This is a genomic window from Edaphobacter sp. FHG110511_03 (assembly GCF_059115365.1).
Genome location: NZ_JBZYWL010000001.1, coordinates 472,794 through 486,065 on the forward strand (window position 1 = coordinate 472,794; position 13,272 = coordinate 486,065).

The 13,272-nt window shown below is 59.1% G+C and carries 10 protein-coding genes and 1 pseudogene; 3 read left to right on the forward strand and 8 right to left on the reverse strand.

Translation table 11 applies throughout. The features are described 5' to 3' along the window. Position 1 precedes the first annotated feature (1 nt). The 6 genes and pseudogenes from AC5S26_RS01825 to dnaG form a co-directional block, all read right to left on the reverse strand. A pseudogene (locus AC5S26_RS01825) lies at positions 2 to 178 on the reverse strand (sigma factor-like helix-turn-helix DNA-binding protein); the annotation flags it as partial. An 89-nt stretch (positions 179 to 267) separates the two neighbouring features. Beyond that, entirely contained in the window at positions 268 to 810 is a 543-nt protein-coding gene (locus AC5S26_RS01830) for a DUF4136 domain-containing protein (protein ID WP_494183140.1), read from the reverse strand. Between the two features lie 202 nt (positions 811 to 1,012). Further along, positions 1,013 to 2,725, reverse strand: coding sequence for an RNA polymerase sigma factor RpoD (rpoD, locus tag AC5S26_RS01835; protein ID WP_494183141.1), 1,713 nt, complete (start codon positions 2,723 to 2,725; stop codon positions 1,013 to 1,015). Positions 2,726 to 2,943: 218 nt separating this feature from the next. Further along, positions 2,944 to 3,189 (reverse strand): hypothetical protein, encoded by a 246-nt coding sequence (locus AC5S26_RS01840; protein ID WP_494183142.1) that lies wholly within the window; start codon positions 3,187 to 3,189, stop codon positions 2,944 to 2,946. Positions 3,190 to 3,254: 65 nt separating this feature from the next. Continuing rightward, positions 3,255 to 4,655 carry a lipopolysaccharide biosynthesis protein gene (locus tag AC5S26_RS01845; protein ID WP_494183143.1) on the reverse strand — a complete coding sequence of 467 codons (1,401 nt, stop codon included), beginning with the start codon at positions 4,653 to 4,655 and terminating at the stop codon, positions 3,255 to 3,257. A 188-nt stretch (positions 4,656 to 4,843) separates the two neighbouring features. Beyond that, positions 4,844 to 6,643, reverse strand: a complete 1,800-nt coding sequence (gene dnaG, locus AC5S26_RS01850; protein ID WP_494183144.1) for a DNA primase — start codon at positions 6,641 to 6,643, stop codon at positions 4,844 to 4,846. A 276-nt stretch (positions 6,644 to 6,919) separates the two neighbouring features. On the opposite strand from dnaG, the gene AC5S26_RS01855 reads away from it, so the two are divergent. The 3 genes from AC5S26_RS01855 (at position 6,920) to AC5S26_RS01865 (ending at position 11,163) form a co-directional block, all read left to right on the forward strand. Then, the gene (locus AC5S26_RS01855) at positions 6,920 to 7,849 is read left to right on the forward strand and encodes a YXWGXW repeat-containing protein (protein ID WP_494183145.1); all 930 of its coding nucleotides are present in this window, start codon (positions 6,920 to 6,922) and stop codon (positions 7,847 to 7,849) included. A 68-nt stretch (positions 7,850 to 7,917) separates the two neighbouring features. Then, positions 7,918 to 8,676, forward strand: coding sequence for an RNA methyltransferase (locus AC5S26_RS01860; protein WP_494183146.1), 759 nt, complete (start codon positions 7,918 to 7,920; stop codon positions 8,674 to 8,676). Positions 8,677 to 8,751: 75 nt separating this feature from the next. After that, positions 8,752 to 11,163 (forward strand): S9 family peptidase, encoded by a 2,412-nt coding sequence (locus AC5S26_RS01865; RefSeq protein WP_494183147.1) that lies wholly within the window; start codon positions 8,752 to 8,754, stop codon positions 11,161 to 11,163. A 498-nt stretch (positions 11,164 to 11,661) separates the two neighbouring features. On the opposite strand, the gene AC5S26_RS01870 is transcribed toward AC5S26_RS01865, so the two are convergent. Together AC5S26_RS01870 and gluQRS are read right to left on the reverse strand one after the other, a co-directional pair. Then, positions 11,662 to 12,297 (reverse strand): hypothetical protein, encoded by a 636-nt coding sequence (locus AC5S26_RS01870; RefSeq protein ID WP_494183148.1) that lies wholly within the window; start codon positions 12,295 to 12,297, stop codon positions 11,662 to 11,664. 128 nt (positions 12,298 to 12,425) lie between these two features. Continuing rightward, complete coding sequence (gluQRS, locus tag AC5S26_RS01875; RefSeq protein WP_494183149.1) at positions 12,426 to 13,256, reverse strand: tRNA glutamyl-Q(34) synthetase GluQRS; 831 nt, start codon at positions 13,254 to 13,256, stop codon at positions 12,426 to 12,428. Positions 13,257 to 13,272 lie beyond the last annotated feature (16 nt).

Consider the following 13,272-nt stretch of genomic DNA (forward strand, 5'->3'; position numbering starts at 1 on the left):
CTTAGGCTTCTTTGACTCCATCCACAAATGCCTTCAGCTTGCGGCTGCGGCTGGGGTGGCGGAGTTTGCGGAGGGCCTTGGCTTCGATCTGGCGGATGCGTTCGTGGGTGACCTGGAAGAACTGGCCTACCTCTTCGAGGGTGTGCTCGCTGCCGTCTTCGAGGCCGAAGCGCATTTGAGGAGAATGGATTCGAACCTCGCTCGAATGCCCACTCATGCGATGAGGCTGCATGAGTGGGCACCGGGCGGTTCTATTGGGTTCCGTTCCTATTTGGGAGGATAGTTCTTCAGTAATTTCTCCATAGCTTTGCTTAAATTCTTCTCGTTCTTCTGCTGGTTCGAGCTTGGGTCCATCGTCTTGGTCGCACTTCCAGTCCAAACGAGCTGCTTCGTTGTTGGATCGTACATATCAAGCACGAGGGTTCCGACGTCGATGGTTGAGCTTGTGGCTGTCGCCATTCCGCCGCCCCAACGGACGCCGCCCCCCATCCCATATCCATTCCATTGCTTCTGCTTGTCGACAGCGACTTGGTAGCCCACATACATATCGGCTTTGTCGCCGTCGGTTTTCGTCAAACCTTTCGTGGCCAATTGTGCGTCCACAGCTTGTTTGATCTCTGCATCCACAATCTGATTCGGGTGAGAAGCGCCCTCGATGTTGATCCATTTGTAGGTGTGATATTTCGAAAAATCTGTTCCGGGCATGAAGTTGGATTTAACGTCCTGCGCTAAGAGTGGCCCAGCCGCAAGCAAGAGTAGAGCAATAGCTAATCCTGATGAAAGGTACGTGTTCACTCGTCTCAATCGCATTTTCTACCTCCTGACTTTGAAAAAACGGACCCTGTGTGCGTTTCATCGACAAGCCAATGAAGACAGGTAAAGGTTTTAGCACAATGACGGGTCCGAGCGCTGCACGTCCGGGATACCCGGACCGAAGGCACGCTTGTGTTTGCCAAAAAACATGAAAGGCCGCGATTGCTCGCGGCCTTTGATTTCATTGATTTGATGCTGGTTAGACCTCTTTGACTCCATCCACGAATGCCTTCAGCTTGCGGCTGCGGCTGGGGTGACGGAGTTTGCGGAGGGCCTTGGCCTCGATCTGGCGGATGCGCTCGCGGGTGACCTGGAACGACTGGCCTACCTCTTCGAGGGTGTGTTCGGAGCCGTCTTCGAGGCCGAAGCGCATCTTGATGACGCGCTCTTCGCGCGGGGTCAGGGTGCGGAGGACCTGCGAGGTGTACTCCTTGAGGTTGACGCTGATGACCGCGTCGGACGGCGAGACGGCCATGCGATCTTCGATGAAGTCTCCAAGGTGCGAGTCTTCCTCTTCTCCGATGGGGGTCTCGAGCGAGATGGGCTCCTGCGCGATCTTGAGGACCTTGCGGACCTTCGCGACGGGGATGTCCATGCGGCGGGCGATCTCTTCGGAGGACGCTTCGCGGCCAAGCTCCTGCACCAGCTGACGCGAGGTGCGGATGAGCTTGTTGATGGTCTCGATCATGTGCACCGGGATACGGATGGTGCGGGCCTGGTCGGCGATGGCGCGGGTGATGGCCTGACGGATCCACCAGGTGGCGTAGGTCGAGAATTTGTAACCGCGACGGTACTCGAACTTGTCGACCGCCTTCATCAGGCCGATGTTGCCTTCCTGGATGAGGTCGAGGAACTGGAGACCGCGGTTGGTGTACTTCTTCGCGATGGAGACGACGAGGCGAAGGTTGGCCTCGATGAGCTCGCGCTTGGCGCGCTCGGCGTCCATGTCGCCCTGAATCATCTCGCGCTGGGTGCGCTTGAGGTCGGCGATGGAGATTCCGGCGTCCTGCTCGAGATGCTCGAGGTCGGTACGGCAGTTCTTCTGCTGGCGCTTGTACTCTTTGCGCAGCTCTTCGGACTTGGAGGCCTCGTGCTTGTTCTCAAGCGTCTTGATCTGGCGCTCGAGGGTGCGCATGGAGTCGACGGTCTTGTTGACCTTGTCGAGGAGGCGCTTCTTCTCTGAGTTGGTGTACTTCAGCTCGCGGACGACGCGATTGATGTACACGTGCTCGCGGCCGATGAGCCAGCGGTGCTTGCGGGTGTCCTTGGCCTTGGCCTTGGCGTCCTTGCCCTGGGGCGCGGCGAGCTTCTCTTCGAGCCCGACGATCTTCTTCTGGTGCTTCAGAATGACGTCGATGCGGCCGACGGTCTGCTTGACGCGGGCCTGGAGGATCTCTTCGGTGAGCTCTTCCTCGTCGAAGGTAACGACTTCCTTGATGTTGCGAACGCCGCGGCGGAGGTCTTCGCCGAGGGCGGTGATCTCGCGAATGACGATCGGCGAACGCGAGATGGCCTTCATGACGCGGAGCTGTCCGCGTTCGATGCGCTTGGCGATCTCCACCTCGCCCTCGCGGGTGAGCAGGGGAACGGTTCCCATCTCGCGCAGGTACATGCGGACGGGATCGTTGGTCTTTTCCAGCGTTCCGGGAGAGAGGTCGAGCTCTACGTCCTCAGACTCTTCACCGGCTTCGGGCTCGTACTTGTCGCGATCCCGGTCGAACTTGTCCCCGGAGAGTACATCGATCCCCTGGGTGTTGATGGTGGTAAGCAGATCGTCGAGATCGTCGGGGGAGGTGATATCGCCGGGCAGAAGGTCATTGACCTCGCCGTAGGTGAGATAGCCCTTTTCTTTCCCGGTCTCAATGAGCTTGTCTTCTATGTCGTCTTCGTACTTATCGATTTCTTCTGCCACGAGGGTGCGCGCTCCTGCAAAATATTCTTTTAGTGGGATGCCGCTCAGGCGGTTCGGTGATATCCGAGGCGGAGTTATCCCTGGGTTGTTTCGTAATGGGCAGGGAGCAGGTAGCGGTTTAGACCGCTTTGGCCAGCCGGATGACCTTCGGAGAGGTCAGGGCATTCAAGGGCACACTTCCCCAGCGAATCACAGGATACCACATAGTTTTAGACGGTTCAGGCCGAGAAAAGATTCGGCGGCGGGGTACGAAGAGGCTCGCCCTTGACGCCATTTTGGTGGCCGGGACATTTGCGATTGTGGATATCGGTGCCGTTTGAGCCGTAATCGTGGGTGCAGTGACTACAACGAAGGTGGTAGATGGTCTGGCCGGGAAAGCTCTCGGAGGGAAATCCGGTTCGGGAGATGACGGTCTGGCCATGTTTATTGCAGTATCCGGGGTCGGTGGTTTTGTGTCGGGGCATCTTCTGTCCAGAGAAGATTTTAAAGCTTGGAACGCCTCGGTTTGCGAGGCGAACCATGCGGCTAACTAACCCTGGCTCTCCATCTGCGGACGGGAACGGCGGTAGCGGGCCATCAGGGCTGCGGGTCTCAGAGACTCAGGGTAATGCACCATGCTGGACATAAAGGCCGGGAAGGTGTCATGGGAGAGCTCGAGGGATGCCGGAAGAACGTACATGTTCATCACCATCTCCGAGACAAGCAGGGATGCCGCCGCCCAGTACAGACCGAAGTATTTGGCCATGAAATAGGTCAGCACGACCGTAATGCTGGTTCCGAAGAGGTACCAGGCAGCCAGACGCTGGTGTCTATTAATGGCCGTCAGCAGGGTGGAACTGGTGGACCAAAGCGCGTTCGCAACCACGACAGCGAGCAGGATGCCGAGGAGCCCGGGGCTTGGCGGCACATGGCCTCCCGTCCAGCGATGAAGGAACCAGGGCCCAAAGCTCATCATGACCGCCGCGATGCCAAGTCCCAGGAACAATCCCAGCTGGCAGGCGCGCCGGTGAAGGGTGCGGGTAAGCCCTATATCGTTGCTGCCAAAGGAGGTCGAGAGCTCCGGCCAAAAGGTGTTGTTGACCATCTGGACCATCTGAAGGGCCACGCGGGAGACCGTGCGGGCGGTTCCGAAGACGACGACCGCGACCGGACCGAGGGCGTAGCCGACCGCCATCAGCGTTCCCTGCAGATTGAGGGAGTTGCCGATGGGAAAGGCCATAAAAGCGAAGGCCGGGCCGCTGAGGCGGCGGATCTCTGAGAACGTGGCGTACTTCCATCCAAAACGGATCCACGGGATGTCGCGACGCACCATGATGCCGAGAACGATCGTAATGAGGACGTTAGCGCAGGCGAAGACGAGCGCCGTCACCCTGGCTCCTCCTCCCAGGCATACCGGAATCAGCATCACCGCAAAAGAGACCAGGGAAAAGACGCTCTTCATGAACGAACCGTAGGAATACCGGCCAATGCAGCGATAGGCGGATTGCAGCAGGGTCTCAAGCTGGCCCAGCAAAACCGAGCAGCCGAGGTAAAAGAGGATCCACTTAGCATCGCTCTCGCCGATGGCGTGCAGTTTGAGCAGGCGCCCGGCGGGAAGAAAGTACAGAATGCCGATGAGAAGGGCCAGGCAGCCCGCGCAGATAAAGGTGATGAACCACCAGCAGCTCTGAAAGACGCGAAGGGCTCCATCGCGATCGCCTCGCGCGGTCATCATCGTCATCTCGTTGCCTGCGACGTTTCCGAAGCCGATGCTGCTGACGTTGAGATACGAAGGAAGGGCGATGACGATCATCCACTCGCCGTAGAGAGAAACACTCCAGTAGTGCAGGAATACGGGAACCTGGACCAGCTGGATGATGGTGTTCGCGAGCTTGCTGATCCAGTTGGTGAGGAAACCGAAGAATAGCCTTCGTCTGGTAGAAGTGTCCATGTTTTCTGAGCTCAGCCTAACTGCGCCGGGAAACGTCCCACATCCATCGATGTGGCTTGCGGGTGGGCACGATTGGAGAAGTAAATGGTCGCCTGAGGGTATTTCGCCCGATGGACGAAAATTCCCAGGGAGGAGGTCAAAGGCTTGGCCATTGCTATTGATTGTAACAAGCGGTTGTTAAGAGAGTGTCAGTGCTCGCGAAGGCGGCGGTCGAGCTGCATCCTCTCCTGAATCAACGTTGTGAGCATCTGGCTGTCTCCGCGGCGTTCTGCCTCGGCGATAAGCGAGCGCAGCTCGCGTTGACGGCGCTCAAGATGACGGCGCTCGAGGGTGTGCAGAGCATTCTCAACCTGCTCGGTCGCTGAAGGGAGAGGAGTCGCGAGGCCGTCGGAGTCAGGGTGTTCGAGAGCGCGTGCCAGCAGGACACGGCTGGATTGGTCTGGCGCGACGTCGAGGGGATTCTGCGGCGCCGGAGCGAGCGACAGCGCCTCAAGAATCGTCGACGACGGAAGACCGTCGTACCACTCAGGATGCTCGGAGAGCCGCGAGGCCGCCAGCTGCCGCGCAGAGTCGTTCTCAGAAAGCACGAGCGCACGCAGAAGAATGCGCTCGATCTCACTGGCGGGATCGTGGCTGTGCGAGCGGACGCTTTCGACACGCTGCGCGGCGGCTTGGCGCAACTCCTGGCGAAGGATCGCGGAGTCGATGCCGAGTTTCTGTGCAGCATCGGCGGCGAACTCGTCGCGTTGCAGCGGCGAAGGAATGCGGCGGATGTGCGGAAGCAGGAAGTTCATCGCCTTAACCTTCGCATCGGAGGTACGGCCGGGATGCTCCTGACGGGCGCGCTCGATCAGGTAATCCATATAGCGGTTGGCCGCGCGAACCGCCGCGGTGTAGGCGGCCAGACCGCGCTCGCGAATGTATCGGTCGGGGTCCAGGCCATCGTCGAGTAGAACAATGCGGACGTCGAAGCCTTCCTCCACCAGCATGGCACCGGCCTTTTCCGCGGCGGTGCGGCCCGCGGTGTCGGGATCGAAGTTGAGGATGACCTGCTTGTTGGGAGTGAAGCGCGAGAGCAGTCGCACCTGCGCTTCGGTGAAGGCAGTGCCGGAGGTCGCGATGACGTTGCGAATCCCTGCCATGTAGACGGAGATGCAGTCCATCTGGCCCTCAACGAGAAGAGCGAAGCCCAGATTGCGAATCTCGGCTCGCGCCTTGTCCAGATTGAACAGCACGTGGCCCTTGGTATAGATGGGGCCTTCCGGCGAGTTCATGTACTTGGCGATATCGCGTCCCTTTTCGTCCTGAGCATCGAGCGCGCGGCCAGTGAACGCAATCGGCTTGCCTTGCTCGTTTGCGATCGGGAACATGATGCGTTTGCGAAAGCCTGCGTAGAGAGGGCCGGGCGAGCCATCGGCCTGATCCTTCGATTTGAAGAGCCCGCTGGCACGGAGCGTCTCTTCGCTGAAGTGAGCCTTCAGAGCGTTGCGCATGTGATTGAAGTCATCGGGAGCATAGCCGATGCGGAACTTCTCGACCGTCTCGGGCGTCACGCCGCGTCCGGTGAGATACTCTCGCGCCCGCGCGGCCTCGGGAGATTTCAGTGCTGCCTCGAAATACTGCGTGGCGGCTTCATGAATATCGAGGAGCTGGCGGCGCAGACCAGCCTCGCGCGCCTCTTCGGGTGAGGAGAACTCGCGTTTGGGAAGCGGGATGCCTGCCTTCTGCGCGACAACGCGAACAGCCTCGGGGAAAGGAATGTTTTCAAGCTTCATGATGAAGGTGAAGACGTCACCCTTCTCATGACAGCCAAAGCAATAGAAATATCCGTGGGTGGCGTTGACGGAGAACGATCCCGTCTTCTCCTTGTGAAAAGGGCAGAGGCCGGTGTAGTTCTGCGCTCCGGTCTTGCGCAGCTTGATGTACTCGCCGACGATGCGCACGATATCGGCCTGCTGCTTCACGGTTTGGGAGAAGTTGTCGGACACCGGCGGCTAAGGTCAGTTTATTCGATTGCAGGGCGTTGAACAGTTTCGGAGTGCAGAGGCGCGATGCGAAACCGACAGGATGGTTGTGTGAGAAACGTAACTTTTTGTATGCGGACCAGATACAGATTTTATTGCGAATGTGAAAACTTAGCGCGGCGATGCGTGTCTATTTGTCTGGAGTTTCTTAAGTGGGCTGATGAAATGAGACCCACTTGAGCGTTTGGGCTTTTATCCGCTGTTCTATTTTTTGAGCAGCATTTGCGAAGGAGTTACAAGATGTCCTCCCTGAAGACAATACGAACCATCGTTCTGGCGGCTGCTGCCGCGATCTCTCTTCCCGCGGTTGCTTCGGCCTCCGTCAATATCGGGATCGGAGTTTCGGTCAATACGCCTCCTCCGGCACTGCCGGTTTATACGCAACCGATCATGCCTGGCGAAGGCTATATGTGGACGCCGGGTTACTGGGCATGGGGTCCGGCAGGATACTACTGGGTCCCAGGTGTATGGGTTCGTCCGCCGGCTGTCGGAGTGCTTTGGACGCCGGGCTACTGGGGTTGGGGTGGCTCAGCCTATGTCTTCCATGCGGGTTACTGGGGGCCGCACATCGGCTTCTATGGCGGCGTGAACTATGGCTACGGCTATACGGGCATCGGTTATGAAGGCGGTTACTGGAGAGGCGGAGCCTTTGCCTATAACCGGGCGGTCAACAACTTTGGAAGTGTTCACATCACCAATGTGTATAACCGGACGGTGGTTGTGAATAACGTGAACCGCGTGAGCTACAACGGCGGCCGAGGCGGTTTGACAGTGCGTGCCTCGGAGCGGGAGCAGGCGGCCTATAACGAGCACCACTTCCAGTCGACCTCGAACCAGATGGCGCACGAGCAGGCGATGCGCAACGATCACGGGCAGCTCGCGTCGTACAACCATGGAAATCCGCACACGGCGGCGATGTCGAGGGTAGGCGAGCGCGGCAATGTCCAGCAGCAGCGGGTTGCGAACGGTGTGCGTTCCGGCGAGCTTACTCCTCATGAGACGCACAACATCGAGCACAACGAGGCGCAGATTCATCAGCAGGTCCGCAATGACCGTGAAGCCAATGGCGGTCATCTGAACCAGCAGGAGCGCCAGCAGGTCAATCGCGAACAGAACCATGTGAGCGAGCAGATTCACGACGACAAGCACAACGATCGTGAACGCCGATAGGCGTGCCATTTTGAAACGACCGGCCCGGGGAAGCTTTCCGGGCCGTTTTTTTTGCCTAGAATGAAGCTGTGAGCCCTGAGTTTCTGGATCGCATCGTGGTTGTGCTGGTGCGAGCCCGCAATCCTAACAATATCGGCGCAGTCGCACGCGCGATGCATGACTTCGGCTTTCGCGATCTGCGCGTGGTGAGCGAGTATGCGCCGCCGCTCGAGACAGCACGCTCTGCAGTCGACGCTTCAGAGGTCCTGTCCGAAGCGAAATCTTTCGAATCGGTGACGGAGGCGGTCGCGGACTGCACGCTGGTGGTGGGGACGACGGCGGTGGGAGAGCGCGCGCTGCAGCATCGTCTCTACACCCTGGCTGAAGCGGGCGGAGAGATTCGCGGTGAGGCAGTCAGCTCCGGCTCGCGGATTGCGCTTCTCTTCGGTTCGGAGAAGACGGGACTCAGCAACGAGGAGCTGAGCCACTGTCACTGGCTGTTGACCATTCCCATGCATTCGCATGTGGAGATGCGTCATCCTTCGATGAATCTTGGCCAGGCGGTTGCGGTATGCCTCTATGAACTGGTCCGGGTTGAGGATGCGCCGGTGGGGTCGGGAGACCGTGTTGCCGCCTCTGCGGGAGAGGTGGAGCGCTTGCTCGCGATCTTCCGGAAGGTGCTGGAGGAGTCGGGATATTCGCGAAGGCATCCGTCGAACTGCGGCGAAGAACAGGTGAGGCGACTGTTGCTGCGCATGGGCCTGACAGCGGCCGACGTGCCGATATGGATGGGCGTCATGCGCCAGATGTTGTGGAAGCTTGACCGGCAGGATCTGGAGACTTTGTAGCAGATGTTCTATCGCCTTTCTTGAGAGAGGCTGTAGAGTAGGCTTCATTCAATACCACGCGACGAGGAGCGAGGAATGTCGTCAGGGAAGATTCTGTGTTTGTCGGCGGCTATGCTGGCAACGTTGGCAGTTACGGGAGTGGCGCAGCAGGGCCGGCAGCTTACGCAGGAGGATTATGCGCGGGCTGAGAGGTTGATGAACTACAACGTAAATCCGCTGGTCTACCACGGCGTGGAGCATCCGGCGTGGCTCCCGGATGGCCGCTTCTGGTACCGCGATCACGATGCGGAAGGCACGACGTACATCCTCGTCGATCCGGCGAAGAAGACGAAGGGACCGGCGTTCGATCACGCAAAGCTGGCCAACGCCCTTCAGGCGGCGGCGAGTGCGAATCCGTCGGGCGAAGCTGTTCCACCGCAGGACCCGCATCATCTGGCCATCACGGAGTTTTCGCTGGCCGATCCGGATCGGACCGTGATCGTGGCGACCGGATCGCGGCACTGGCGCTGCGATCTGAGCGGAGCGGGCGTTTGCTCCTCGACGGACAAGCCGGGATCGGAGACGCCGGGGCCCCGAGCGAACCGCCGCGGGCAAGCTCGTCCGACCGAGCTTTCTGCCGATGGAAGCAAGGCGGTCTTCGTTCGCGACTGGAATCTCTGGGTGCGCGACGTCGCGACTGGCAAGGAGACCCAGCTGACCACGGACGGCGTGAAGGACTACGGCTACGCTACCGACAATGCGGGATGGCAGCACAGTGCGAGGCCGATCGTGCTGTGGTCTCCGGACTCGAAGAAGATTGCAACGTTTCAGCAGGACCAGCGCAAGGTCGGCGAGATGTACCTGGTCCCGGTCACCAACCGTCATCCCAAGCTCGAGGCGTGGAAGTATCCGCTGGTGGGGGATAAGGATGTCACCATGATCGAGCGCGTGGTGATCGATGTGAACGCGCCGAAGATCGTTCGCCTGAAGCTTCCACCAGATCAGCATCGCTCCACCATCTGCGACGATGTGAGCTGCAGCGGCGGCTGGGAGGATGTGCAGTGGAGCGATGACAGCCGCCAGCTCGCTTTCGTTTCGACCTCGCGGGATCACAAGCAGGAATGGCTTCGTGTCGCCGACGCTGCAACGGGCAATGTGCGCGAGGCGATGACGGAGTCCGCGCCGAAGTTCTTTGAGAGCGGAAACGATCGCGTGAACTGGAAGTACCTGTGGGAGACCAACGAGGTACTGTGGTTCAGCGAGCGCGACGGCTGGGGACAGATGTACCTGTACGACGGCAAGACCGGAAAGCTGAAGAACCAGATCACGAAAGGCGACGGCAACGTGACCCAGGTGCTGCTGGTGAACCCGTCCGAACGCACGCTGTACTTCCTTGGCGTGGGCAAGGAGAAGGGGCGCGATCCTTACTTCCAGCACTACTACAGCATTCGCTTCGACGGAAGCGCCATGAAGCTGCTGACTCCGGAAGACGCTGACCATGCGGTAACACCTTCGCCTGATGGAAAGTACTTCGTCGACGTGGCTTCCACTCCGACTACGCCGCAGACGACGGTGGTTCGCGAGAGCGACGGCGGGCTTGCGCTCGAGGTGGCAAAGCAGGACATCACGAAGCTGAGCGCGACGGGATGGCAGCCGCTGACGCCGATCACGGTGAAGGCTCGCGATGGGAAGACGGATCTCTATGGCTTCCTGTTCAAGCCGACGAACTTCGATGCGTCGAAGAAGTATCCGATTGTGAACAACGTCTATCCGGGGCCGCAGACAGGATCATGCGGGAGCCGGAGCTTTTCAGCCTCGCATCGCGATATGCAGTCGCTGGCGGAGCTGGGCTTCGTGGTGGTGTGCATCGACGGCATGGGGACACCGTTCCGGTCGAAGGCGTTTCACGAGTTCTACTATGGCAACCTGGGGGACAACACGATTCCCGACCAGGTAGCGGGGATGAAGGAGCTGGCAGAGAAGTATCCGTGGATCGACATCGATCGCGCGGGCATGTATGGCCACTCCGGCGGCGGCAATGCAACGGCGGCGGCGATGTTCAACTATCCGGACTTCTTCAAGGTCGGCATCGCGGAGAGCGGCAACCACGACCAGCGCGACTACGAGGACGACTGGGCGGAGAAGTGGGCCGGGCTCGAAGTGAAGAATCCGGATGGAACCAGCAACTACGACAGCCAGGCGAACCAGAACATCGCCAAGAATCTGAAGGGTCATCTGCTGCTGGCGCATGGGACGATGGACGACAACGTTCCGCTGAACAACACGCTGACGCTGGTGGATGCGCTGATCAAGGCGAATAAGGACTTCGACCTGCTGCTGCTTCCGAACGTACACCACGGCTATGGTGTGGACACGCCATACATGACGCGGCGGCGATGGGATTATTTCGTTCGCTACCTCGGGGGCGAGACTCCACCGCACGAGTACGAGATGAAGCCGTGGGACAAGGAGCAGACGATATTGAATGGACCGGGGGATGCCGACTGATCCTCCCCCTCCTCCCTTATTTTGTGCAAAGTCTTGATAAGAGGCGATTTAGCTGCGGACTTCGCTTGCAAAGTCTTCGATATAAATGGGTTACAGGCAAGATATTGTATTCAAAGGATTTGTTTGCGGCTTTGGCTGCGTAGCTTGAGGATCCCAGTTGGGGTCCTGTAGATAGATTCGAAATGAAAACAGGCAACAGCAAGAGCAAAGGCGAAATACAGGGATCTCTCCACTACGACGCGCGGTGAAACTGCGCGTCTCCGGTCGAGATGACGTGGTTTTTGGGTTTGCGGTTTGCGGTTGATGACGAGTCTTTGAAGGAAAAGCCCCGGGAAGGATTCCGGGGCTTTTTTGTAGCGATCTAAATTTTCTGTGCTGGTTTAAGTTTAGCAAGACGAGAGGGACGAATCGGCAACTCGATTTCGTGTGTTTGGTTTTACTTACGCCAAACGGGGCTTGACAGGGTTCGATGCCGTTTCCCTAGGACTGACTGCTGATTTATTGCGCCGGTGCAGGAGTCACTACAGGGCCGGTTCGTCCGACCTTCCAGCCTTCATTGGTCTCGATGAGGACGGCGGTTCCGGTCCGGGGTCCGGAGAGATTCTGTTGAATCTGCGGAAAGGCGTTCTGGGTCTCCTGCGCGGTGGCCCAGGCCGGCGCGTCGGCTACGGTGTAGTGGTAAGCCACGGTGGTGGTGGCTCCGCGCTCGTCGTTGGTGGGTGTGGAGCTGTCGATGCTGGTGACCTTGCGGTGGCCGTAGCAGAAGTTGCCGGAGCCCGGCTGATCGACATCCGCGGTCCAGGCGGTTCGGCCCTTGTCAGAGAGATCGTAGTTCGTGACCTGCTTGCTGGCCACGATCATCACCTTCTTTTCAGCTGTCGTGCGCGCCAGGAGTCCCTGATCGACTAATGCGTCGTAGCCAGAGGTCTTGGTGGTATCGGAGGTAGTGGCCTGTACGGGAAACTTCGTGGAGGTCTCCCACAGGCAAACGGGGTGAGCACTGTAATAGGTATTGATGGCGTCGGTGAAGTGCTGGGTGTTATCAACGTGCTTGTTGCAGCCGACGCTGATTGAAAGTGTGACCGCCAATGCAGTCGCCGCCCAGAGTGGCGGAAAAATTTTAAAGTTCCTCATTCGTACACGCTCCTTCATGGAAGTGGGATGCAGAAGAGGTCGAGCGCGGCTTTCCCATGGAAGGGCACAATGGTGGATTTTTGGGCCTGCTCCTGTGCACGGTAAAGCCAAAAGCGGAGAACGGGATGTCATCGTCGCTGGAGCGAATGGGAGATCAGGGGCAAGAGATTCGGTGTAATCCCCTGATGACGCAGGGTTCGGAGAGCGAGCGCGTCATGGCGTTTGGCAAGGCGTACCCCGTTTTCGTCGCGTAAAAGCCGGGCGTGAAAGTATGCAGGTGTTTGCAGGTTGAGCGCGCGCTGGAGGAGGATCTGCCGCGCGGTTGATTTGAGCAGATCGGCCCCGCGAACGACTTCGGTGATGTTGCTTGCCGCATCGTCAATGACGCAGGCGAGCTGATAGCTGGGCAGGCCGTCCTTGCGCCACACGAGGAAGTCACCGAAGTCTTTACCTGCGGTGAAGCTCTGCGGGCCGAGGTTGCGGTCGGTGAAGCGGATGGCTTCCTCGTCAGGGACGCGAAAGCGATAGTTGGTGTCGGGCTGCAGGGTTTGCGGGGTCTCGTTTGGTGCAGGCCGGCAGCGGCCAGTGTAGACGGGCTCATCGTCGGTGTCTTCATGCGGAGCCTGAACCATCTGCGCGAGATCTTTGCGGCTGCAGGTGCAGGCGTAGGCGTGGCCACTGGCGAGCAGGCGGACAAAGGCTTCGCGGTAGAGAGCGATGCGATGCGACTGCGTGATGATGGGTGGAGTCCATTCGATGCCGAGCCAGGTGAGGTCTTCGATCATGGCGTCGACGTACTCTTGCTTGGAGCGCTGCGGGTCGAGGTCTTCGTTACGGAGGAGAAGTGTGCCGTGATGTTTCCTCGCACGCTGGTATGCAGTCCAGAAGGTGGCGGCGTGGCCAAGGTGGAGGAGGCCGGTGGGCGAGGGGGCTATGCGGCCTGTGTAGTTTGCTATCAATGGAAATCACCGCATC

Bases quoted from the DNA above. Each gene is read 5' to 3' on its own strand.
- AC5S26_RS01855 (WP_494183145.1), top strand. From the start codon at position 6,920: ATGTCCTCCCTGAAGACAATACGAACCATCGTTCTGGCGGCTGCTGCC.
- AC5S26_RS01865 (WP_494183147.1), top strand. From the start codon at position 8,752: ATGTCGTCAGGGAAGATTCTGTGTTTGTCGGCGGCTATGCTGGCAACG.
- AC5S26_RS01870 (WP_494183148.1), bottom strand. From the start codon at position 12,297: ATGAGGAACTTTAAAATTTTTCCGCCACTCTGGGCGGCGACTGCATTG.
- AC5S26_RS01830 (WP_494183140.1), bottom strand. From the start codon at position 810: ATGCGATTGAGACGAGTGAACACGTACCTTTCATCAGGATTAGCTATT.
- AC5S26_RS01840 (WP_494183142.1), bottom strand. From the start codon at position 3,189: ATGCCCCGACACAAAACCACCGACCCCGGATACTGCAATAAACATGGC.
- AC5S26_RS01845 (WP_494183143.1), bottom strand. From the start codon at position 4,655: ATGGACACTTCTACCAGACGAAGGCTATTCTTCGGTTTCCTCACCAAC.